The organism is Pseudomonas sp. GW821-FHT02A08, assembly GCF_059422045.1.
On record NZ_JBWKWD010000017.1, the window covers coordinates 99,178 to 121,994 of the forward strand.

Sequence of the window (22,817 nt, forward strand, 5' to 3'; positions counted from 1 at the left end):
TCAAGGGTCACTGGAACGAAGCGCTGTCAACGGCGTGATAGACGTAGCGTCCACCGGTCATCCGCTTGATTTCTTCGAGGTAGTTGGAGTTCATCACAAACAGGTTGGCGCCTTCGGGCAACGCGTCCATGGCCTCTTGCGGCGAAGACACGCGGGCACCGCTCAGCGGCAGATAACGTCCCTGCTTGGCCGGGTTGATATCCACCACTCGATCAACCGCCACACCCGCGCGTTGCAGGAATAGCGAATAGATCACGCCTTTGGACGAGGCGCCCCAGATCGCCGAGCCCTGCCCGGGCGCGGATTGAACGATCCGCACCGCGCGGTCGAGGCTGGCGGTGAAATCTTGCGGCAGCGTCAGGCGCGGTACCGGTTGCTCCGGGATCAGGCGCAACGTGGACAGATCGGCGACGATGTACAGGTATTGGCCACCGAACAGGTGACCAGCCTCGTGCACAGTGCCGAACATCCGGCGCAGGTCATCGAGGCGGAAATAATTGACGTGTTCGTAGAACAGATCGAACCAGGCTTTATGCTCAAGGATCCAGTCGAAGCACGGCACTTCGATGTAGATCTGCCCGCCCTGATTGGCATTGGCAATTTCAGCGAGGAAGCTCACCGGATCCTGAATGTGCTCCAGAACATGCCGCAGGACGATGGCGTCCGCAGCCAGACCGAGACCGCGAGTGAACGGGGCCTTGATCACGTTGGCGTTATCGCCTTCGTAAGCCGGATCGATGCCAGTGATCGAATAGCCCAGGCCCTTGAGCAGTTCAAGAAAGTAGCCCTTGCCGCAGCCGACTTCAATCAGTTCCTGGCCCTTGAAGCGCCTGGCGATGATGCCTTCGACGTCGCTCAGGTGCTTCTGGAACCGGCCTGAATGTGCCTGCTCGTTTTGATAGTCAGCGTCGTAGCTGAGCTTGTCGGCGTCAAAGGCGGCATTGAAGATCAGGCCGCTGCGCTCGTCCTGCACCAGCAACATGTCGGCACTGGCAGAGGCTCGCGCCGACTCGGCATCGGTAAAAGTGCGGTTCTGCAGCACCGGCAGGTCGGTGACCCGATACAACTCGTGCCTCATTGCGGCTCTCCCAATAACTGTTGCAAACGCTCGGTCACGGCCCAGAACGCCATCGGTTCGTGGCTCGGGTATGGGTAGTGGCCAAGGTTCAGTTTCAGCGTCGCGCCGCGTTCGCGCAGGCGTTGTTCGACCAGCGTCCGTACCGACACCGGCTGACCACTGGCGCAATTGATAACGCCGTCGAAGTCGCGCTGATGCACGATTGCGGCGAGGTAACCGGTCGCGGTTTCAATCGGTAGAAAATCGCGTAACTGTTCACCGGCGGACATGTTGAACGATTGCTCACCGGCATCGATCGCACAGTCCAGTGCCGCCAGCAGACTGTTGGGGTTCTGCCCTTCGCCATGCAGATAGAACAATCGCGCCCACTGCAAGGTGAACGGATGTTCCTGCTGCAGGTTCTGCAAAAACAGGTGCAACGTGTGTTTGGCCAGTCCGTACGGATTGCTTGGGCGCGGCTCGGTACTTTCGCTGAGCGGTCCGCCTTGCATGCCGTACTCCAGGCAAGTCCCGGTGACCAGAACCTGCTTCACGCCCACCTCGACCGCGCCTTTGATAAAACGGTAATCGGCCATCAGGTTGTGTTCAAAATGAAACAGCGCCCGATAGTTCGGTAACCCCGGCCAGGCCAGATGCGCCAGCGCGTCGATGCCGTCGGTCAGCGCGCGGATATCGAGATCGGCGGCGTGAATATCCGCGCTTACGAACTCGACATCGTTTATCCACGGCATGCCTTGCGCGGTTTCCACGTTACGTGCCACGGCGCGAACGTCGTCGCCACGGGCGAGCAATTGCGCGACCAGATGCCGGCCAACGAAGCCTGTGGCGCCAGTGACCAGAACCTTCACAGTACTTTCAACTCAGGCACGGCGATCACGAAGCGCCCATCCCATTGACGCACCTGTGCCAGTTGCTGGCTGACTTCGTGCAGCAGGTTCCACGGCAGCACCAGCACGTAGTCCGGTTTTTCGATATCGATCTGCGCCGGTGCGACAATCGGGATGCGACTGCCCGGCAAGTACTTGCCTTGCTTGTGCGGATTGGCGTCGGCCACCCAGGCGAGCAAGTCGGGTTTGACCCCGGCGTAATTGAGCAGCGTGTTGCCCTTGGCCGCCGCGCCGTAACCGACCACGCGCTTGCCGTCGGCCTTGGCCTGCAACAGGAAGCGCAGCAGCTCATGTTTGATGTGTTCAGCGGCCGGTGCGAGGGTCGCGTAGTACTCGGCGGTTTTCACCCCGGCATCGAGCTCGGCCTGCAACTGTTGCTGCACGGCCGCTTGTACCGCGCGTCGTTCGCCGTCCTTGCGCTGCACAAACACCCGCAGCGATCCGCCATGAGTGCTCAATTGGCTGACGTCGAACACTTCCAGGCCATTGCGTTCGCACAGGGTCTGCACGGCAGTCAAAGACAGGTAGGAATAGTGCTCGTGATACAGCGTGTCGAACTGCGCGCCGGCCATCAGCGTCAGTAGTTGCGGGAATTCGAAAGTGGCCACGCCGGTTGGCTTGAGCAGCGTTGCGAAACCACCGAGGAAATCATTGATGTCCGGCACATGCGCGAGCACGTTATTGGCGGCCATCAAGTCGGCGCCCCAGCCTTCGCTGTTCAACTGCGCGGCAGTTTCACGACCGAAGAACAGCTCGCGAATTTCCAGGCCCTTCTCCCGCGCTGCTTGCGCAGTGCTGCGCGTTGGCTCGACACCCAGGCAAGGGATGCCGCGACCCGCCACGTATTGGAGCAGATAGCCATCGTTGGCAGCGACTTCAACCACGCGGCTGTCGGCAGTCAGGCCGAAACGCTCGACCATTTCGGCGACATAGTGCTCGGCATGGGCCAGCCAGGTGCTGGAGAACGAACTGAAGTAGGCGTATTCGGCGTCGAACAGGCTGTCGGCGCGGGTGTAATCCTCGGTCTGTACCAACCAGCATTGCCGGCACACGGCGACCTTCAGTGGCATCCATTGTTCAGCCTGCTCCAGGCGATCGGCATGCACGTAGGCGTTGGACGGTGGCGCGGTGCCAAGGTCGATCAGCGGCAGGCTCAGCGGTGCGGCGCAACCACGGCAGTTCATAGAGGCACTCCAGCAAAGTGTTGATCGAGCGCGGGATGGCTGGAATCACGCGCTGACAAATTATTGACAGGCAATGGCCAGGCAATCGCCAGCCGTGGATCGTTCACCGACAGACCGCCCTCATGCTCCGGCGCGTAATCGGCGCTGTGCAGGTAAAGCAATTCGGCGTCTTCAGTCAGTGTCTGGAAACCGTGGGCGAACCCCGCCGGAATCAGCAGACTGCGACCGTCACCCGCCTTCAGATGCTCGGCGTGCCAATGCAAAAAGGTCTTGGATTCGGGGCGCAGGTCTACCGCCACATCCCACACTTCACCGCGCAGGCAGGTGATCAGTTTGGCTTCCGGCGCATTGGCATTCTGATAATGCAGACCGCGCACACTGCCCTTCTCGCGGGTGCGGGAATGGTTGATCTGACGAATGTGAAATTCGCTGCCAAACGCGCTCAGGCTGCCCTCGCAGAACAGTCGGGCGAAGTGCCCGCGCTGATCTTCGAAGCGCTTGTGCTGGACGCTGAACAGTCCGGTCAGCGGTAACGCGTGCAAGGAAAACTCGCTCACAGTGCGCCTCGGTACAGGTTCAATTGACTAAGGGTCACGGCGCGCATGTCATCGCCGTTCTGCCATGCCAGATGCCAGTCGAGGGTTTGAGTCAGGCATTGCTGCAAGGTCCAGCGTGGCTGCCAGCCGAGCAACCGGCGCGCGCGGCTGCTGTCCAGACGCAGCAGACCGGCCTCGTGCAATTCACTCGGCTCGATGCGCAGACCACGGGCTTGTGGCCAGCGATTGGCAAGCAATTCGACGACTGCGCCGACGCTGCACATGTCCGCTTCGCCCGGACCGAAATTCCACGCGCCGGCGTATTCCGGGCCTTGCTCGTAGAGGCCGGCGGCCAATTGCAAATAACCGGCCAGTGGCTCCAGCGCGTGCTGCCACGGGCGCACGGCATGCGGGTAGCGCAGGGTCACCGGCTCGTCTGCCGTCCAGGCTCTGAGCACGTCGGGAATCAGTCGCTCAGGCGCAAAGTCACCGCCGCCCAAGACATTGCCGGCACGCGCGGTAGCCAGGGCCAGACCGTGCCCGGCGTATTTGTCGGCCGGAAAAAACGACGCGGCATAAGACTGCGCCAACAGTTCACAGCAGGCCTTGCTGCTGCTGTAAGGATCGTGGCCACCGAGGGCTTCGTCTTCGCGGTACGGCCACAGCCATTCCTTGTTGGCGTAGACCTTGTCGGTGGTCACCAGCACACAGGCACGCACACAGCCGACCTGTCGAATCGCTTCGAGCAAGTTGAGCGTGCCCATGACGTTGCTGGAATAGGTGCCGAGCGGATCGCGATAACCTTCACGCACCAGAGGCTGAGCGGCCAGGTGCAGGACGATCTCAGGCTCGGTTTCGGCGATGATTTCCAGCAAGGCGCCGAGATCCCGCAGATCGCCGCGCTGATCGTTGATGCCTTCGTGGACGCGCGCCAGTTCGAACAGGTTCGGCCCGGTTGAAGGATCAAGGGCAAAACCGCTGACTTGTGCGCCGAGGCTTTGCAGCCACAGAGTCAGCCAGCTGCCTTTGAAACCGGTGTGGCCGGTAACGAGGACGCGCTTGCCACGCCAGAAATCCGCACTCAGGCCCATTGCTTCCATGGGGCCTCCCCGCTCTGCCACAGCGCTTCGAGATGGTTCTTGTCGCGCAGGGTGTCCATCGGTTGCCAAAAACCATTGTGTTCAAAGGCTTTCAACTGTTCTTCCTGGGCCAGACGCGCCAAGGGTTCGGCTTCCCATGTAGTCCCGTCACCGGCGATATACGACAGCACTTTGGGTGACAGAACGAAAAATCCGCCATTGATCCAGCCACCGTCGCCACGCGGTTTCTCGGTAAACCCGAGCACCTGATCACCGTGACGGTCCAGCGCGCCGTAACGGCCGGGAGGTTGCACGGCGGTGACGGTTGCCAGGCGGCCATGGGCTCGGTGGTAGTCCACCAATTGACGAATGTTCAGATCGGAAACGCCATCGCCGTAGGTGAAGCAGAACGCCTCTTCATCCTTCAGGTAACGACCGGCACGCAGCAGACGGCCACCGGTCATGGTTTCTTCGCCGGTGTCGATCAGGGTGACGCTCCACGGCTCGCTGTAATTCTGGTGCACGTCCATGCGGTTGTTGCGCATGTCGAAGGTGACGTCGGAGGTGTGCAGGAAGTAGTTGGCGAAGAAGTCCTTGATCGCGTAACCCTTGTAGCCAAGGCAGATCACGAAATCGTGGATTCCGTGGGCGGAATACTGCTTCATGATGTGCCAGAGAATTGGCTTGCCGCCGATCTCGATCATCGGCTTGGGCTTGAGGTGCGACTCTTCACTGATGCGCGTGCCGAGGCCACCCGCCAAAATAACTGCCTTCATCGTCTCCCCTCTTGTTCTTCACCGGGCTGCGCGCCGCTTTCTTGAGCGTTGCGGGCCTTCTGGCTAAACCTTCTACCGTTCCGGACGCTGGTGGAATGACCGCGAGCGCTCGTTTTATGGCGATTTGAGGGGGACGTGCAGGAAACGCGCCAGCCGCGCAGGCTCTATGTCGGTGGCGTAATCGGCCAGGAAAAAAGGGATGAGTCCATCAGCGGGATTTGCGACGTTTTCGACACAAACAAAACAGGCGGCCCAAGGCCGCCTGCTAAAACACCAATATTCACTTCGGATCAGTTGGGCAGCCAACCCTCGGCCCAGTAATTGAGGTTGTTGCCCTTGAGCATGTAATCGCGCAGCACTTCCTCGCGCAACGCATCGCCCATGCGGTAGCTGGCCTGCGGATCGGACAGATGCATGCGGATCGCCTCAAGCCATTCCTCGGCGCTGTTGCTCACGACTCTGGTGCACGGAAGATAGCCGCGATAGGCTTCAGTCTCGGTGCAGATCACCGGGTAGCCGCAGGCACCGTATTCCAGCAGGCGCAGGTTGCTCTTGCAGTCGTTGAAGATATGAAATTCCAGCGGCGCCAGTGCCAGGTCAAGGTTCAGGCTGGCCAGTTTGGCCGGGTAGGCGTCGAGGCCAACGCTTGGATGGAATTCATGAACGAACGGACGTAGCGCCGGCGGGCACATACCGAAGAACACCCACTCGACTTCGTTGGCCAACAGACGGACGACATCGGCAATGATCGCCAGGTCGCCGTCATGACTGGTCCCGCCCCCCCAGCCGACGCGAGGTTTGCGCGAAGTACGTCGACGACTGTTCAGGCCGGCCCACAGGTGTGGCGCCAGCATGTTCGGGACGACCCGGATGTCGTGGTGCATGCCACGCAATGCATCGGCCAGTGGCTGGGTCGATACCACCACCCGGTCACACAGACTGATGCCACGACGCACGATATTGTCGACGCCGACTTCAGCCTTGCGTATGTGTGCGTTCTTTTTCGGCACATCGATCACATAGTCATCCAGCTCGAAAATCCTGAATGCCCGGGAAGCGTCCTTGACGCGCTCCACTTCGTCGACCGCGTTCTGGCTATAGCGACCCTGCAGCACAATCACGTCCGGCGAACTGCGCTCAAGCTCGACGTTCGTCGGCGTGTGGTAACTCAAATGTCCGACTATACGCCCAGCCGCTTCCAGTTCAAGAAACGGCTGGGCAACCCGGTAATGGCCCACGGCAGACGTGTTGATCGGGATCGCCAGCACCTTGGGCAGCAACTGGCGGAAGAACGGATCCCAACCGTTTTTGAATCCGGGTTCGAGACTGAAATTACTGCTGCCCAGACTCAGGTTAGGGTTGTAAGCCGGATCTCTGGCGACCAGAGGCAACCAACGCTGATAAAAGCTTTTCTGCTCGTTTTGCAGGGTGCGCGGGGCCGGTTCCGCATAGGAAGCCGCCGACACTCGCATCAGTTCGGCGTACGGCGTCCATACCACAAGGTATCCGTTTTGCTTCACCCGCAGGCAGAAGTCTGCGCCATTGAGTGCCTGCGACAGGTCTTTTTCGTCGAGGCCGAGCACTTCGTCGAAGACCTTCTTGCGCACCAGCAGGCAGTCGATGCCCACCGCGCTGAAGTTCTGCACGGTCTGCTGGCGCTGCATGTAGCCCGGCGTATTCAGTAGCTCGCCACGATTGGGCACCCCCACTGCCCCCCGCAGCCCCAACACCAGCGCAGCCCCTTCGATGCGCCCTTGCGGACTCACCAGACGGCCGCCGACGATGCCGACTTCCGGACGCTGGGCATGGTTGAGCAACTCGTCGAGCCAGTCCGGATTGACCACGCGGTTGCACGGGCTGAAAAACAACAGGTAGTCACCGCGAGCCTGGCCGGCGGCGAAGTTGTGCACCGCTGCCGGATTGTCGCCATGATCACAACGAAGCACGCGCAGCTTGTCGCTTCCCATTTGCTCCACGGCCGACAGCCAGTTGCAGGCATCCAGCGCCGTGCTGCCGTTATCGACAATGAGCACTTCAAATCGCTGGCAGGTGGTTTTCTCCAGCAGGCTTTCAATGCAACGCTCCAGAGACGCCAGCTCATTACGGGTCGCGATGATGATCGACACCATGGCCGGTTGAACATGGAGGTAATCCACACGACTGATCATCCGCTGACTGCCGGTGCGGATTCGGTGAGGAACACCCAGGCGCGTCAGATGCGCGGCCAACACTAGCGGGGCCTGATCAATGACCTGCGGCTGTGTCAGCCACTGGGACAGGCGCAGGGTGGACTCCACCAGAACTTCGGCAATGTGCCCGATCGTGTGTGGCCCGTTGTTTTCGACCAGGCGCCAGAGCAGATCGTGCACGCCAAGCTCACCAAAGCCCGGCGCCATCCCGCCAAGTTCCAGCAGGCACTGGCGCTGTAGCGCGAGCACACGGCCGACATAGGGAAAGCTGCGCATCAAGTCGAGATTGAAATCCGGCTTGAACACCGGCTCGATCGAGATCTCGTCACGCAAACCGCCTTCGTCGCTGTAAAGGCAGCGCACATCCGGCATTTCCACCATGCGCTCGGCGAGCAACAGCAACGCCAGTTCATGCACGCGGTCACCGGCGCGAACCAGATAGATCCAGTCCGCGTTGTCCAACTCGGCCAGCAGATGGTTGAACCGGGCAACCGCGTCCGCCTCCAGTGGCACATGACGCACACCGTCGACAGGTGCGTGCCGCAATGGGGAAAGCACCACCACTTGCTCAGCGCTGTAGGCTTGCTGGCGAAGACTTTTGAGGGTGTCCTCCAACGCCGACAAGTCACCTTCGCTGTCGAGCACGATCGGCACGACGCGCGGACGCCAGCTCCAACTCTGCACGCGAGCATCAAGCAGGCGTTGCTGGGACGGATTCAGATGGCGGCAGGACAGCCATTGCCGATACATGTCAGCGAAACTTTCGCAATCCGGGCCGACCCGGGAATTCACCAGGGTTTGAATGAAACCCAGTTGTCGGCCAAGGGCCGCCTCTTCCCACGCATAAGCCTGCCCTTCAATGGCATCGGCCAGCGCAACATGACGCACCCAGCCGGGTGCCGGCGCTGGCTCGCCACTGCGCAGAGAGAGCATTTGCTTGAGCCAGTCGAGTTCGGTCACGACCGCAGCCTTGACCGCGGGCTGGTTGCTCAGACGCGCCGGATGCAAACGCTCAAGACTCAGGATCTGCCCGACCACGACAAGATTGCCGCGTCGCAACAGGCACGCGAACAAAGCAAAATCCAGGTTCGCAACAAAGCCCTCGCCGATCTGTGTCAGGGTCGGCAAGTATTCCAGTGCATGCACAGTTCGCAGCAAGGCCCCACTGAGGCCACTGAGAAAATTAAGGACACTGGTTTCCAGAATCCCCAACAGATCCTCACCCTTGAACAAGGTGACACCTTTGGAAAAGCAGCTATTTTCCACACGGTCGGATAACAGGATGCAGTCTTCGTCGTAGAACTGCCGTTGGCCGATGACCAGATTGACATCGTCGTGATCGATGAATCCGGCGATCTGTTGCGCAATGCACTCAGGCAGCAACTGATCGTCATCGCACAACAATTTCAGAAAGTCGCCGCTGGCTTCCCGCGCACACGCGATGAGGTTGCCTTGAAAACCCAGGCGCCGTGGATTGCGCACATAACGCAGACGAATCGAGGCAGGCACTTCACAGGCATCGACGATCTCGCGGATCTCGTCACCGCCACTGTCATCGCAGACGATCACTTCAAGATTGGCGTAGGTCTGACTCAGGGCGCTTTCCAGTGCCACGAGGAAGAACCGCGGGTTGAAGGCGGGAATGGCGATGGTGACAAGAGGTGCTGGTTTCACGGCGGGGGAACTCGCGAGCGGCGGGAGCTTGCCTGGATGAAGCAAGACTCCCTGAACCGCAGAAGAAAGACGGTTTTCACTCGGTTGTCGAACGCCTTCGCGAGGTCATCGGGAAGGCCCTGACTCAGACTTTGTTGAACAGGCCCAACTGAGCGATCTTGCTGAACGCCAATTGCGATGCCTGCAGCATGGTTTGCTGCAAGGTCAGGCGGGTCATCACTTCAGCCGGATCGGAGTCGCGAATGGCGCCCTGGGTCTGCGTGTTGGCCAGTACCAGACTCTGGTTGATGTCCGTCTGTGTCACCAGCGATGCACCGCGACCACCCACAGAACTGACACCGGTGGCCAGTTGATCGATGCCGCTGGCCAGGTTGCCGATACCGGCTGTGACTGCCGCGTTCATTTTCTGAATGGCGACCGGATTATTGTTGGTCGGTGTCGACAGGGCCATTCTCAGTTGGCTGACCGTATCCAGAACGTTCTGGGTCTGGTGCGTGTTGACCGCTACCGAGAACTGGTCACCTGCGCCCGGCGTACCGGCGACGGTGAACGAAACACCCGATGCGGTTGCGGTAGTGCCAGCCATGGTGCCGGTCGACACTGGCGTGCTGTCAGCCGTCACCGGCGCGGCATACAGCTCGAAATCCGTAGCGCTGGTGAACTTGAGCACGGCACCGCCGCCCGGGAAGCTGGCATGGTAGTCAGTGCTGTTGGTCACCGAGGCTCCTGTCACCAGGGCGCTCGAAGGATTGCCCGGGCTGCGCGAGGTATTGAAGCTGTCCGGTTTGGCCGCCAGGGTGAAACTGTGGCCGGCAATTGCCGCGTCCGGGTCGGCACTGTCACCTGCCTTGAGGTTAATATTGAGCTTCAGATCAACGCCGCGAAAGCTCACGGTTTGCGTGGCTGCGTTGTTGGAGTTGAACACGCCGTTCTGGCCCGCTTCAGACGTTACGTCGTTACCCAGCGCATCGGTGATTTTCAGCTGAGTGCTGCTCAAGAACTCCACGGTGTAAGGCTCACCGCTACGGAACTTGGCGTTGTAGGTGACATCCGACGCGACTTGACCGTTGGACAACGCGACACGACCGTCATCCACCGCTGGCGAAGTGAGCGTGGCGGACGTACGGTTGGTGTTGATCGCCTGCTGGAACACGTCCCAACCGGTGCTGTTGGAAGCCATCGATTGATTGTCGCCAATTGGCAGGTCGAGGGTCACCTGGTCGCCGTTGTAGCTGTAGGTGCCATCAGTGTTGCGGCTGAACGGAGCCACATCACCCTTGGAGCCGGCGAAGATGTATTTGCCGTTTTCGTCCTTGCTGTTCATCAGGCTGAGCAATTGCTCTTCGATCTCACCCAGCTCGGATGCGTTCGCCTGACGGTCGGCATCGGTAAAACCGGCGTTGCCCGCACCCAGCGCCAGCTCTTTGGCCCGCTGCAACACGTTGCCGATGCTGGTCATCACCGCCTCGGTCTGACCGAGCGTGCCTTTGATGGTGGTCATGTTGGTCGAATACTGGTCGAGCATCGAAGCCTGCTGACCCAATTGCAGCAAACGCGAAGCGCCAACCGGATCATCCGCCGCGGTGTTGACGCGAACCAGGCTGCTCGCCTCTTCGCTGCTCTTGACCACGTTGGCGAAATTTTTCTGATAGTTCGCTGCCGAGGACTCGTAAAACTGGGCGGTAGAAATGCGCATGGGCTACGACTCCTTAAAGACTGTTGATCAGTGTGCTGAAGATTTCCTGCGCAGCCTTGATGATCTGCGAAGAGGCGGTGTAGTACTGCTGGTACTTGACCAGGTTGCCGGTTTCCTCGTCGAGGTCGACACCCGAAAGCGAGTCACGTGCGCCCTTGGCGTTCGCCAGAATGGCGGTGGTCGCAGCACTGTCCAGCTTGCCTTGTGCCGCCTTGGAACCGACACCCTCGACCAGTTTGCCGTAGGCATCGTTCAGCGAAATACCTTTGCTTGCCGAGCCGGTGTCGACCGTTTGCGCAGTCTGCAGACCCGCCAGAACCGTGCCGTTTCGATTGTCAAGGGAACCTGGCTGGCTCAGGCTGACGTTGATCGCCGTGCCCTTGCCAGGTGAACCGGCGACGGTCATGTCGAAATTGACGGTGTACTGCGTGGCAGGCGCTGGCGGGATCGGCGCACCGGTCGAGTCCTTGAGTGGAATGCTCAGGTTCAAGGTGTTGTTCTGGCCCGGCTGGATGGTACCGCTGCTGAGAACGCCACCTTTGGCATCCAGCAATTGATAGCTCTGGGTCGTGCCGTCAGCCGACGGATCGCCAAACACCACTTTGACCGGCGTCGAATACTTCATACCGTTCTGCATCGCGGTGGTGGTGGCCGCGTCGTAGAGGTCGAACCTGGTCGTCAGGGTCGGTTGACCGCTGGCCGGAATCGTCAGCGTGCCGCTGCCCCCCGCTGCAATCGCTGCACCCAGCGGTGCGGCGATGGCCAGACGCTTGGAGTCGGTCATCTCGGTTTTGATATTGGCCGAGGCGTTACGTGTCGGGGTGAGCTTGAAAGTGTCGCCCTGGGCAGCCCCACCGTTGAACGTCATCGAGAACCCGTCGATCACCGGCGCAGGCGTCGTCGTGGTGCTGAAGCTGCCCATCGACGTGTTATCGGGCAGGCGCTGAACGGTGTAGTCGGTAGCACTGGTGAACGTGACCTTGTAATCGTTGATGGTCAGCTTGCCCGTCTCCTCGATGCTCACATCGAAGTTACCGGAGCCGGCACTGTTGCCGGTGGAAGCGATACTGCGCTGAGACATCTGCGCGGCGCTGTTGATGTTGCTGAACAGGTTCGAACCGAAATCACCGTTCTTGTCGATGCCCTGAGCCTGGATACTGTTCATCTGATCGGCGACGACCAGCGCCACACGACCCAGTTCGTTCATGGCCGGATCGAGAACTTCGCTGCGATAACGCAGCAGGCCGCCGATTTCACCACCGGTCATGATCGAGGTGATGTCGATAGTGCTCGAGCCACGATTGAGCTGCAGCGACAACCGTCCCGGATCATCCTTACCCGGCACCGCCTCGAGTTTGTTGACGGTACTGCCGATCACCAGTGGCTGACCGCTACCCAGGTACACATCGACGTTGCCGTCGCGCTCGACATACTGTGCGCCAGTGAAGGTCGACAGCTGGCGCATGGTTTCGTTGCGGGCATCGAGCAGTTCATTCGGCGTACCGCCTGCGCTCGAAATCTCGCTGATTTTCTGGTTCAACTGCGCCACGGTCGTGGCCAGTTTGTTGACCTGATCGGCCATGTTCGTCAGGTTGCCGTTGATGTTCGCATTCTGCGTGTTCAACTGACTGGACACGGAATTGAAACGATTGCTCAGGGCCTGGGCATCGCTGAGCAACAACTGGCGGGAGGCGTCGTCGCCCGGTTTGGCATTGACGTTTTGTACCGAGGCGAAGAATTTGGTCAAGGCACCATTGAGACCTGTGCCACTGTCGGACAGCAAGGTATCGAGTGGCGTGACTTGCCCAAGGTACGCCGCCGAATCACTGTTGAGCGACGTCGTGGTCTGCAACTGTGCATCGAGGTAGCTGTTGTATACCCGGCGCACATCGGCCAGCGTCGTGCCGGTGCCGATGTAGACGTTGCCGTACTGAATCGACCCCTTGGTGCCCTGCACGGTTTGCTGGCGCGAGTAACCGGCGGTGTCGGCGTTGGCAATGTTGTTGCCGGTAGTCGCCAAGGCGCTATGACTGGCACTCAGCCCCGACATCCCGATATTGAGCAAACTCATGGTTCAGACCTTATACCTTGTGCCTATAAAGGCGTGGTGGAAACGCCCGCCGCAGCGTAGTTCTGGTAACTCGTCATCTGCTTGGCTATCTGCGAAATCTTGCTCGCGTAGTTCGGGTCGGTTGCGTAACCGGCTCTCTGCAACTCGCGTACAAACTGTTCTGGGTTATCGGCCGACTTCACGACATCTTGATAGCGATTGTTGGTCTGCAGCAAAGTCACAAGGTCATGGAAACTGTCCTTGTAGGAGTCGTAGGAACGGAACTCGGCCGTCTCCTTGACCATCTCCCCGTTCCTGAATTCGCTGGTGATCGCCCGCGCCGAATTGCCCTGCCAACTATTGCCGGCCTTGATGCCGAACAGGTTGTGGCTGCTGCTGCCGTCCTGGGCACGCATGACCGACTTGCCCCAACCGGTTTCCAGGGCCGCCTGGGCCACCAGGTAACGTGGATCGACACCAATGCGGGCCGCCGCTTCCCTGGCCATCGGCAGCATGGTGTTGACGAACTGGTCGGCGGAACTGAAGGCTTTTTTCGCCGGCGCCAGAGGAATCTGCGCCATGGCGCGCCCGTAGATTTGCATGCCGCCAGTGGAGGATTGTTGCGCGGTCGCCAGCCAGTCGCCGTTGTACAACGGTCCCGTGCCGGCGTTCGTCGTGCGCTGTGGCAGGGTTGTCTTGTTGATCGTCGTGGCGGCGGTCGTCGCCGAAGGCACCAGCCCGGCCAACAACCGGTCAGCCAGTTTCGGCGGCAGTGCCAGGCGTCGCTGATTGATCAGCACCATGTCATTGCGATGAGCACCCTCACCCGCTTCTTGCGGCGTATGGACTGAACGCGAAGCCCACAACGGACGCTGGCCATTGACCCGCGACAGTGGGCCATTGATTGCCACCGTGCCTGCCGCCACCGGCGTTTGCACGGCCGCTTTCGCAGCCTCTTGCTTGGCCAGAGACGCTGCGGCGGCCTCGCCAGGGGCCATTGGCTTGTTCTTTGACATCTGACGCATCAGCACGTCCGCCAGGCCGATACCTCCACCTTCGCGGGACATGGAAACCGCCAGTTGCTGGTCGTACATTTCCTGGTACTGCTTGGCCGCCGGCGTGTTCATCGGATTGTCCTGGCCCAGCGCTTCGGTTGCCGAGCGCATGGATTTGAGCATCTCACCGAGGAACAGCGATTCGAACTCCTGCGCCACCTTGCGCATATTGCCGTCGCTGTTCTTGTCGCCGACCTTGAGCTGATTCAGACGATTGAGGTCCGAATAGGAGCCCGAATCGCTGCTGCTGACCAGACCGCTCTTGCGCATATCCACGATGGCCGTCCTCAGATCACGATCAGATCGGCTTGCAGGGCGCCGGCCTGCTTCAGCGCTTCGAGGATCGCCATCAAGTCACCCGGTGCCGCGCCGACCTGGTTCACCGCCCGCACGATTTCGTCGAGAGTGGTGCCCGGACCGAACTTGAACATCGGCTTGGCCTCCTGCTGGGCGTTGACCTTCGAGCGCGGTACCACCGCCGTCGTGCCATTGGACAGAGGGCCGGGCTGACTGACGATCGGGTCTTCGGTAATGGTCACGGTCAGGCTGCCGTGGGTCACGGCGGCCGGAGAAACCTTGACGTTCTGGCCGATCACGATGGTACCGGTACGGGAGTTGATGATGACTTTCGCCACCGCCTGGCCCGGATCGACTTCGAGGTTTTCCAGGATCGACAGGTAGTCGACCCGCTGGCTCGGATCGAGCGGCGCGGTGACGCGAATCGAACCGCCGTCGATGGCCTGGGCCACGCCAGGGCCGAGCATGTCGTTGATCTTGTCGACGATGCGCTTGGCGGTGGTGAAGTCGGAACGGTTGAGGTTCAGCGTCAGGCTATTGCCCTGGTTGAAACCGCTCGGCACCGCACGCTCCACCGACGCACCGCCGGGGATGCGACCGGCCGACGGAACGTTGACGGTGATCTTCGAGCCGTCTCGCCCTTCCGCATCGAAACCGCCAACCACCAGGTTGCCCTGGGCCACCGCATAGACGTTACCGTCGATACCCTTGAGTGGCGTCAGCAGCAAGGTGCCGCCGCGCAGGCTCTTGGAGTTACCGATGGACGAAACGGTGATGTCGACCTGCTGGCCCGGCTTGGCGAACGCCGGCAAATCGGCACTGATCGACACCGCCGCGACGTTCTTCAACTGCACGTTGCCCGAGCCCGGCGGTACCTTGATGCCGAACTGCGAGAGCATGTTGTTGAAGGTCTGCAGGGTGAACGGGGTCTGCGTCGTCTGGTCGCCGGTGCCGTTAAGCCCGACCACCAGGCCGTAACCGATCAACTGGTTGGAACGCACGCCGGAAATGCTGGCGATGTCCTTCAGGCGCTCGGCTTGAGCGTTGAAGGCGGCGGACAACATCAGGGCGGCCACCATCAGGTGTTTGAAGTTCAACATGCTCAACTGGAAAGCCACCTAGAAAGGGAACAGCGGGCTGAGGAAGAAACGGTCGAACCAGCCTGGCTGACTCGCATCGGCAAACGAACCGGTGCCCGAGTAGGTGATGCGCGCATCGGCGACACGGGTCGACGGCACGGTGTTGTCGGTGGCGATGTCATCGGCGCGAACCAGGCCGGCAATCCGCACCAGTTCGTCACCGGTGTTGAGGGTCATCCACTTCTCGCCGCGTACCGCGATGATGCCGTTGGGCAACACATCGGCGACGGTGACCGTGATCGAACCGGTCAGGGTGTTGCCCTGCGCCGCCTTGCTGTCACCCTTGGTCGCGCGATCACCTTCGTAACTGGCACTCAGGCTCAGGTCGCCATCGCCGAACGGGTTGTTGGTGGTGGCGCTGCTGCCGAACAGCGAAGTCAGGCCGATGTTGGCCTTGCTGTTCTTGCCAATTTGCGAGTTGGCGTTTTTGCTGGCCTGGGTCCTTTCGTTCAGGGTGATGGTGATGATGTCACCGATCCGGAACGCCTTGCGGTCGGTGTAGAGGTTCTGTTCGAAACCGGCCTGATAGATCGAGCCGTTGTTCGCGGCCGCCGGCAACGGCGTACGTGGTAACACCGGAGCGTAGTAAGGGTCATTGGGCTTGGGCGTCGCAGGCACGCAACCTGCGAGCGCGGTGATCCCACTCAGTGCCAGAACAGATACATAGCGATTCATGACCCTACCTCACGGTGTTGCAGGCGGCCTCATGGCCGCCACATAGACTGGATTACAGATTCTGCGTTACGAACGAGAGCATCTGGTCGGCGGTGGAGATCACCTTGGAGTTCATCTCGTAGGCGCGCTGGGTGGTGATCATGTTGACCATCTCCTCAACGGTGCTGACGTTGGACGTTTCCAGGGTGTTCTGCAGCGTGGAGCCAAAACCGTTCAGGCCCGGTGTGCCGACTTGCGGCGCGCCACTGGCGGCGGTTTCCAGGAACAGGTTGTTGCCCACGGCTTGCAAGCCGGCCGGATTGATGAAGTCGGCGGTTTGCAGGTTGCCGATCACCTGGGCAGCCGGGTTGCCGACAACGGTGATGGATACTGTCCCGTCGCGGCCGACCGTAAAGGTCTGCGCTTCGTTCGGAATGACAATGGCCGGCTCCAGGGCAAAGCCGCTGGCGTTCACGATCTGGCCGTTGGAGTCCAGGTGAAACGTACCGTCACGGGTGTAGGACGTGGTGCCGTCCGGCTGCAGGATCTGGAAGAACCCGCGACCGTCGATGGCCATGTCCAGTGGCTGCTCGGTGGTTTGCAGGCTGCCGGCGGTGAAGTTTTTCTGGGTGCCGACGATGCGCACACCGGTACCCAGTTGCAGACCCGACGGCAGCTCGCTGTCTTGGGTCGACTGTGCACCTGGCTGGCGCTTGATCTGGTAGAGCAGGTCCTGGAACTCGGCGCGGTCACGTTTGAAACCCGTGGTCGACACGTTGGCCAGGTTGTTGGAAATGGTGGTCAGGTTGGTGTCCTGGGCGGACAGGCCTGTCTTGGCAACCCATAGAGCCGGAAGCATTCGATTCTCCTCGTGCGCCTGTTTTACGGCGCGACGTTCTGGTAATTAGCTGATCTGCAAGACCCGAGCCATGGCCTGGTCATCGTCTTTGGCGGTGTTCATCATCTTGATGTGCAGTTCGAACTGCTTGGACAAGGCCAGAACCGAGGTCATCTCTTCCACGGCATTGACGTTGCTCGATTCGAGGAATCCGGACACCAGCCTGACGTTGGCATCGGCCTGCGCAGGCTTGCCGTCCTTGGTGTGGATCGAACCATCCAGGCCCTTGCTCATGTTCTTGAGGTCCGGGTTGACCAGTTTGATGCGATCGACTTCGGCCATCACCCGCGGACCTTCGCCCATCGCGCGGATGCTGATGGTGCCGTCCTCGCCGACTTCGATCTGCTGCTCGGGCGGCACGGCAATCGGCCCGCCATTGCCCATGACCGGCATGCCGTTGCCGGCGCGCAGCACGCCCAGGGCGTCAACGTTCAGGCTGCCGGTGCGCACGTAGCTTTCACCGCCATCGGGGGTCTGTACGGCAATCCAGCCGTTGCCTTGTACGGCAACGTCGAGGTCGCGACCGGTTTCCACCAGTGAACCCGGGGAGAAATCCGTGCCCGGGCGTTCGGACATGGCAAACGCACGCGCCGGAAAGCTGTCACCGAACACCGGCATCGAACGGGCCTGCTCCAGGTCTTTCTGGAAGCCGTTGGTGGAGATGTTCGCGAGGTTGTTGGCATGCGCCTTTTGCGCCAGTGCATTCTGGCTGGCGCCGGTCATTGCCACATAAAGGTACTTGTCCACACTCTTTCCTCTGCCTGCCGGACGTTTGCCGCCCACTGCTGTACAGCTGAGCCATAAGCAATTTGCAGACCAACTTGTTTTTGGTGGCGCGAGGCCCGGCAAACAGGGGACTTTGAGGATTCAGAGGGGATTTGTGATTTGTATCAGAGACGAAAAACCGGCGGTGTCATGCCGCCTACGGCAAACGTCGACCTCAAGAGTTCGCCGAACCCCCTATAGCAGCTGCCGAGCCTGCGAGGCTGCGTTCGACGGCGAAGCCGTCGTGAGACCAGGCGCAGCGGTGTGCCAGGAAGACCAGGCATGCGGGATTTACGACGGCTTCGCCGCCGAACGCAGCCTCGCAGGCTCGGCAGCTGCTACAGGACCTAGGCGATACCCGACTCTTTGCCGACGTCGTACTCACGCAATTTGTTGGCAATGGTCGTATGCGAAACCCCCAGGCGCTTGCCCAGTTGCCGACTGCTCGGATGCTCGGAATACAGCCGTTCCAGCACCGCCTTCTCGAAACGCCCGACAATCTCGTCCAGCCCACCCTCCAGCGAAAAATCGCCAAGGGGCTGACGCACGCCATAATCCGGCAGGCGAATGTGCTCGGCCTTGACCGTGCCGCCGTCGCACAGGGAAACCGCCTGGAACAGCACGTTTTCCAGTTGGCGCACGTTGCCCGGCCAATGGTAGTGGCTGAGCCGCTCCATGGCCGCCGGGGCGAGTTTGGGCAACGGGCATCCGATCTGCCGGCTGGCCTGATCAAGGAAGTGCTCCACCAGCGGCGTCAAACCGTCAAGGCATTCACGTAGCGGCGGGATATGCAGGGACAACACATTCAAGCGGTGATAGAGGTCCTGGCGGAACTCGCCGCGCGCGCACAATTCGGACAGGTCGACCTGGGTCGCGCAGATCACTCGCACGTCGAGGTAGACCTCCTCGTCGCTGCCCACACGACGGAAGCAGCCGTCCTGCAAAAAGCGCAGCAATTTCACCTGCAAGCGCGGGCTCATTTCACCGACGCCATCGAGAAACAGCGTACCGCCCGCCGTCAGCTCCAGCAGCCCGAGCTTGCCTTCGGCCCGCGCCCCTTCGAAGGCACCGGGGCCATAACCGAACAATTCCGTCTCGGCCATCGACTCCGGCAGCCCCGCGCAATTGAGCGCCATCAACGGCGACTGCCCACGCGGACTGGCCAAGTGGCAGGCCCGCGCCAGCAACTCTTTGCCGGTGCCGGTTTCGCCTTCTATCAATAACGGCGCATCCAGCGGCGCCATACGCCGCGCTTCGCGCACCACAGCGGCCATCACTTTCGAGCTTTGGAAGATGCTGTCGAAGCCACGCAACTCCTGCTTGCGCACGTTGTAGATGCGCTCACCCACCCGGTCGGCGCGGTGCAGCGTCAGCACAGCACCGGCCATGGCCTCGCTGTCGTCGTGCTCCGACTGCAAGGGCGCGATGTCGGCCAGGAACACGTCACCCTTGACCTTGACCCGCAGCCCGTTGATTCGCGATTTGTTGGCGCGCACCAGTTCCGGCAAATCGAAATCTTCGGCGTAGCGCGACAGGGGAATACCCGGCACCTCGTCGACCCGCACCCCCAGCAACTGCGCCGCTGCCCGGTTGGCCGCGACGATGGAACCGCCCATGTCGATCGACAGCACCGGAAACTCCAGCGCACCGAGCAGGGCATTGAGCTCCATGTGCCGACGCTCGCTGGGCATCAGCCCTACACGCTTGACGCCGAAGACCCCGGCAATCGCTTCGAATTTCGGTCGCAAGGCCTGGAACTGAATGTTGATCAGGTTCGGGCAATGCAGGTAGATGGCGTTGCCATGCTCCCCCCCCACTTCACCACGGGCCACGTTGATCCCGTACTCCACCAGCAGGTTGAGAATGTCGCGCAGGATGCCGATGCGGTTCTGGCAGTGGACTTTGATACGCATATAAAAGGCCTGAAAAAGCAGTGATTGAGGTTGTGACGCCTGGCGCGCAACCTGTGGGAGCGGGCTTGCTCGCGAAGGCATTCGCACAGCCAACATTGATGTATCAGACAGACCGCTTTCGCGAGCAAGTCGAATCGTCGCACCGCCGCTCCCACAGGGGGACTGCGGTAACTTTGAGGCGGACTTTTCTGCGGTAGCGCTCAGATAGTCGTCAAGATTATGTGACAGTCAAAGGGTTTTTCAAACCGAGAAATCTCAATACCTGCGCGGTCACGGCCACTTCGTAACGAAAACTTTACGATTATCGGGGGATTTTCCTACGATTAACGCCGGACACCTGCTGCAACAGTGCAATCCTTGGGGTATTTCTAGGTCCATAGCAGTACATAACAAGAACGAAATCCCCTAGCAGGAGAGCAGCATGAAGCAGACGCAATACGTGGCTCGCGAGCCCGATGCGCAAGGTTTTATCGACTACCCCGCCGAAGAACACGCGGTGTGGAACACGCTGATCACTCGCCAACTGAAAGTGATCGAAGGGCGTGCGTGCCAGGAGTACCTGGACGGTATCGAAAAACTCGGTCTGCCCCACGACCGCATTCCTCAACTCGGCGAAATCAACAAGGTCCTGGGTGAAACCACCGGCTGGCAGGTTGCCCGGGTTCCCGCACTGATTCCCTTCCAGACCTTTTTCGAATTGCTGGCCAGCAAGCAGTTTCCGGTGGCGACTTTTATTCGTACCCGCGAAGAACTGGATTACCTGCAAGAGCCGGACATTTTCCACGAGATCTTCGGTCACTGCCCGCTGCTGACCAACCCCTGGTTCGCTGAATTCACCCACACCTACGGCAAGCTCGGCCTCAAGGCGTCCAAGGAAGAACGCGTGTACCTGGCGCGCCTGTACTGGATGACCATCGAATTCGGCCTGGTCGACACCCCGCAAGGCCAGCGCATCTACGGTGGCGGCATCCTGTCCTCACCGAAAGAGACCGTCTACAGCCTGTCGAACGAGCCTGAACACCAAGCCTTCGACCCGCTGGAATGCATGCGCACGCCGTACCGCATCGACATCCTGCAACCCCTGTATTTCGTTCTGCCGAACCTCAAGCGCCTGTTCGACCTGGCCCACGAAGACATCATGGGCATGGTCAAGCAAGCGATGCAGATGGGTCTGCACACACCGAAATTTCCGCCAAAGGCTGCGTGAACCGCGACTTTTGCTGACAAGTGAGTCTGTCAGTCACCGTCGCTTTGGTTTAGCGTGACGGCACTGTCGACCGATATAAAAACACTCGATTACGGGAAACACACCATGTCCACTTTGAACCAAGCCCATTGCGAAGCCTGCCGCGCCGACGCTCCACAAGTCAGCGACGAAGAACTGCCGATCCTGATCAAGCAGATCCCGGACTGGAACATCGAAGTACGTGACAGCATCATGCAGCTGGAAAAGGTCTTCCTGTTCAAGAACTTCAAACATGCACTGGCCTTCACCAACGCCGTCGGTGAAATCTCCGAGGCTGAAGGCCATCACCCAGGCCTGCTGACCGAGTGGGGCAAAGTGACCGTGACCTGGTGGAGCCACTCGATCAAGGGCCTGCACCGCAATGACTTCATCATGGCCGCGCGCACTGACGAAGTGGCGAAGGACGCCGAGGGGCGCAAGTAATGCATTTCGACGCCATCGGTCGAGTGCCTGGCGACCCGATCCTCGGCCTGATGGAGGCCTACGCGCAGGACCCGAACCCACGCAAGTTCGACCTTGGCGTGGGTGTCTATAAAGACGCCCAGGGCCTGACGCCGATTCCTCAGTCAGTGAAACTGGCCGAGGCGCGGCTAGTGGAGCGCCAGACCACCAAGACCTACATCGGCGGTCATGGCGAGCCGGCGTTCGGCAAAGCGATCAATGAACTGGTGCTGGGCGCCGACTCGAAGCTGATCAGCGCTCAACGCGCCGGCGCCACCCAGACTCCGGGTGGCACCGGGGCTTTGCGCCTGAGCGCGGACTTCATCGCCCAGTGCCTGCCGGGGCGCGGCGTGTGGCTGAGCAACCCGACCTGGCCGATCCACGAAACGATTTTTGCGGCAGCCAAGGTCAAGGTCAGCCACTACCCCTACGTGGGCAGCGACAACCGGCTCGACGTCGACGGCATGTTGGCGGCACTCAACGAAGCCCCCAAGGGTGACGTGGTGTTGCTGCACGCCTGCTGCCACAACCCGACCGGTTTCGACCTGTCCCGGGATGACTGGCAGAGGGTGCTGGAAGTAGTACGCAAGCGCGAACTGCTGCCACTGATCGACTTCGCGTATCAAGGATTCGGCGATGGACTGGAACAGGATGCCTGGTCGACCCGGCTGTTCGCCGCCGAGTTGCCGGAACTGCTGATCACCAGTTCCTGCTCGAAGAACTTCGGCCTGTACCGCGACCGCACCGGCGCGCTGATTGTCTGCGCGAAAACCGCCGACAAGCTCACCGACATCCGCAGCCAACTGGCCAACATCGCCCGCAACCTGTGGTCGACGCCGCCGGACCATGGCGCTGCTGTCGTGGCGACCATCCTCGGCGATCCAGAGCTCAAACGCCTGTGGGCCGACGAAGTTGAAGCGATGCGCCTGCGTATCGCCCAACTGCGCAGCGGTCTGGTGGAGGCCCTGGAGCCTCACGGTTTGCGCGAGCGCTTTGCGCACATTGGCGTGCAACGCGGGATGTTCTCCTACACCGGCCTTTCACCTGAGCAAGTGAAGAACCTGCGGGATCATCACAGCGTGTACATGGTCAGCTCGGGCCGGGCCAACGTGGCAGGGATTGATGCCACGCGCCTGGATCTGCTGGCCGAGGCGATTGCCGCAATCTGCAAATAACACCACCAAACCCTGTGGGAGCGGGCTTGCTCGCGAATGCGGTGTGTCAGTCGACATTTGCATCGCTTGACACACCGCATTCGCG

Annotated in this window: 18 protein-coding genes; 3 read left to right on the plus strand and 15 right to left on the minus strand. The window is 60.6% G+C overall.

The window, feature by feature from the left end:
- Positions 1-7: 7 nt before the first annotated feature.
- The 15 genes from AC07W4_RS14375 to AC07W4_RS14445 all read right to left on the minus strand — a co-directional run bounded on the left by AC07W4_RS14375 (position 8) and on the right by AC07W4_RS14445 (position 19,870).
- Positions 8-1,078, minus strand: a complete 1,071-nt coding sequence (locus AC07W4_RS14375; protein ID WP_495032868.1) for a class I SAM-dependent methyltransferase — start codon at positions 1,076-1,078, stop codon at positions 8-10.
- Positions 1,075-1,926 carry an NAD-dependent epimerase/dehydratase family protein gene (locus tag AC07W4_RS14380; protein ID WP_495032869.1) on the minus strand — a complete coding sequence of 284 codons (852 nt, stop codon included), beginning with the start codon at positions 1,924-1,926 and terminating at the stop codon, positions 1,075-1,077. Before AC07W4_RS14380 ends, AC07W4_RS14375 begins: the two co-directional genes overlap by 4 nt.
- Entirely contained in the window at positions 1,923-3,149 is a 1,227-nt protein-coding gene (locus AC07W4_RS14385; RefSeq protein ID WP_495032870.1) for a methyltransferase domain-containing protein, read from the minus strand. The genes AC07W4_RS14380 and AC07W4_RS14385 overlap by 4 nt, the downstream gene beginning before the upstream one ends.
- A complete protein-coding gene (locus AC07W4_RS14390; protein WP_495032871.1) occupies positions 3,146-3,706 on the minus strand; it encodes a dTDP-4-dehydrorhamnose 3,5-epimerase family protein in 561 nt (186 codons plus the stop codon). Before AC07W4_RS14390 ends, AC07W4_RS14385 begins: the two co-directional genes overlap by 4 nt.
- On the minus strand, positions 3,703-4,785 hold the full coding sequence (gene rfbG / locus AC07W4_RS14395; protein WP_495032872.1) for a CDP-glucose 4,6-dehydratase: 1,083 nt from the start codon (positions 4,783-4,785) through the stop codon (positions 3,703-3,705). Before rfbG ends, AC07W4_RS14390 begins: the two co-directional genes overlap by 4 nt.
- Complete coding sequence (gene rfbF / locus AC07W4_RS14400; protein ID WP_008052842.1) at positions 4,767-5,540, minus strand: glucose-1-phosphate cytidylyltransferase; 774 nt, start codon at positions 5,538-5,540, stop codon at positions 4,767-4,769. The genes rfbG and rfbF overlap by 19 nt, the downstream gene beginning before the upstream one ends.
- Positions 5,541-5,830: 290 nt before the next feature.
- The gene (locus tag AC07W4_RS14405; RefSeq protein ID WP_495032873.1) at positions 5,831-9,403 is read right to left on the minus strand and encodes a glycosyltransferase; all 3,573 of its coding nucleotides are present in this window, start codon (positions 9,401-9,403) and stop codon (positions 5,831-5,833) included.
- A gap of 124 nt (positions 9,404-9,527) precedes the next feature.
- Positions 9,528-11,099, minus strand: coding sequence for a flagellar hook-associated protein 3 (locus AC07W4_RS14410; RefSeq protein WP_495032874.1), 1,572 nt, complete (start codon positions 11,097-11,099; stop codon positions 9,528-9,530).
- A 13-nt stretch (positions 11,100-11,112) separates the two neighbouring features.
- Positions 11,113-13,170 (minus strand): flagellar hook-associated protein FlgK, encoded by a 2,058-nt coding sequence (gene flgK, locus AC07W4_RS14415; protein ID WP_495032875.1) that lies wholly within the window; start codon positions 13,168-13,170, stop codon positions 11,113-11,115.
- 23 nt (positions 13,171-13,193) lie between these two features.
- Positions 13,194-14,480, minus strand: a complete 1,287-nt coding sequence (gene flgJ, locus AC07W4_RS14420; RefSeq protein ID WP_495032876.1) for a flagellar assembly peptidoglycan hydrolase FlgJ — start codon at positions 14,478-14,480, stop codon at positions 13,194-13,196.
- 11 nt (positions 14,481-14,491) lie between these two features.
- The gene (locus AC07W4_RS14425; protein ID WP_008052831.1) at positions 14,492-15,601 is read right to left on the minus strand and encodes a flagellar basal body P-ring protein FlgI; all 1,110 of its coding nucleotides are present in this window, start codon (positions 15,599-15,601) and stop codon (positions 14,492-14,494) included.
- A gap of 18 nt (positions 15,602-15,619) precedes the next feature.
- On the minus strand, positions 15,620-16,315 hold the full coding sequence (gene flgH, locus AC07W4_RS14430; protein ID WP_008052830.1) for a flagellar basal body L-ring protein FlgH: 696 nt from the start codon (positions 16,313-16,315) through the stop codon (positions 15,620-15,622).
- A gap of 52 nt (positions 16,316-16,367) precedes the next feature.
- A complete protein-coding gene (flgG, locus tag AC07W4_RS14435) occupies positions 16,368-17,153 on the minus strand; it encodes a flagellar basal-body rod protein FlgG (protein WP_008052829.1) in 786 nt (261 codons plus the stop codon).
- Positions 17,154-17,198: 45 nt separating this feature from the next.
- The gene (locus tag AC07W4_RS14440; protein ID WP_008052828.1) at positions 17,199-17,939 is read right to left on the minus strand and encodes a flagellar basal body rod protein FlgF; all 741 of its coding nucleotides are present in this window, start codon (positions 17,937-17,939) and stop codon (positions 17,199-17,201) included.
- A 365-nt stretch (positions 17,940-18,304) separates the two neighbouring features.
- Positions 18,305-19,870, minus strand: a complete 1,566-nt coding sequence (locus AC07W4_RS14445) for a sigma-54-dependent transcriptional regulator (protein WP_442096835.1) — start codon at positions 19,868-19,870, stop codon at positions 18,305-18,307.
- 421 nt (positions 19,871-20,291) lie between these two features.
- Here AC07W4_RS14445 and phhA point away from each other — a divergent pair, with 421 nt between their 5' ends.
- The 3 genes from phhA (at position 20,292) to AC07W4_RS14460 (ending at position 22,732) form a co-directional block, all read left to right on the plus strand.
- The gene (phhA, locus tag AC07W4_RS14450) at positions 20,292-21,077 is read left to right on the plus strand and encodes a phenylalanine 4-monooxygenase (RefSeq protein WP_007983447.1); all 786 of its coding nucleotides are present in this window, start codon (positions 20,292-20,294) and stop codon (positions 21,075-21,077) included.
- A 105-nt stretch (positions 21,078-21,182) separates the two neighbouring features.
- Positions 21,183-21,539 (plus strand): 4a-hydroxytetrahydrobiopterin dehydratase, encoded by a 357-nt coding sequence (locus AC07W4_RS14455; RefSeq protein WP_007975310.1) that lies wholly within the window; start codon positions 21,183-21,185, stop codon positions 21,537-21,539.
- Entirely contained in the window at positions 21,539-22,732 is a 1,194-nt protein-coding gene (locus AC07W4_RS14460) for an amino acid aminotransferase (RefSeq protein ID WP_495032877.1), read from the plus strand. The genes AC07W4_RS14455 and AC07W4_RS14460 overlap by 1 nt, the downstream gene beginning before the upstream one ends.
- Positions 22,733-22,817: the final 85 nt, after the last annotated feature.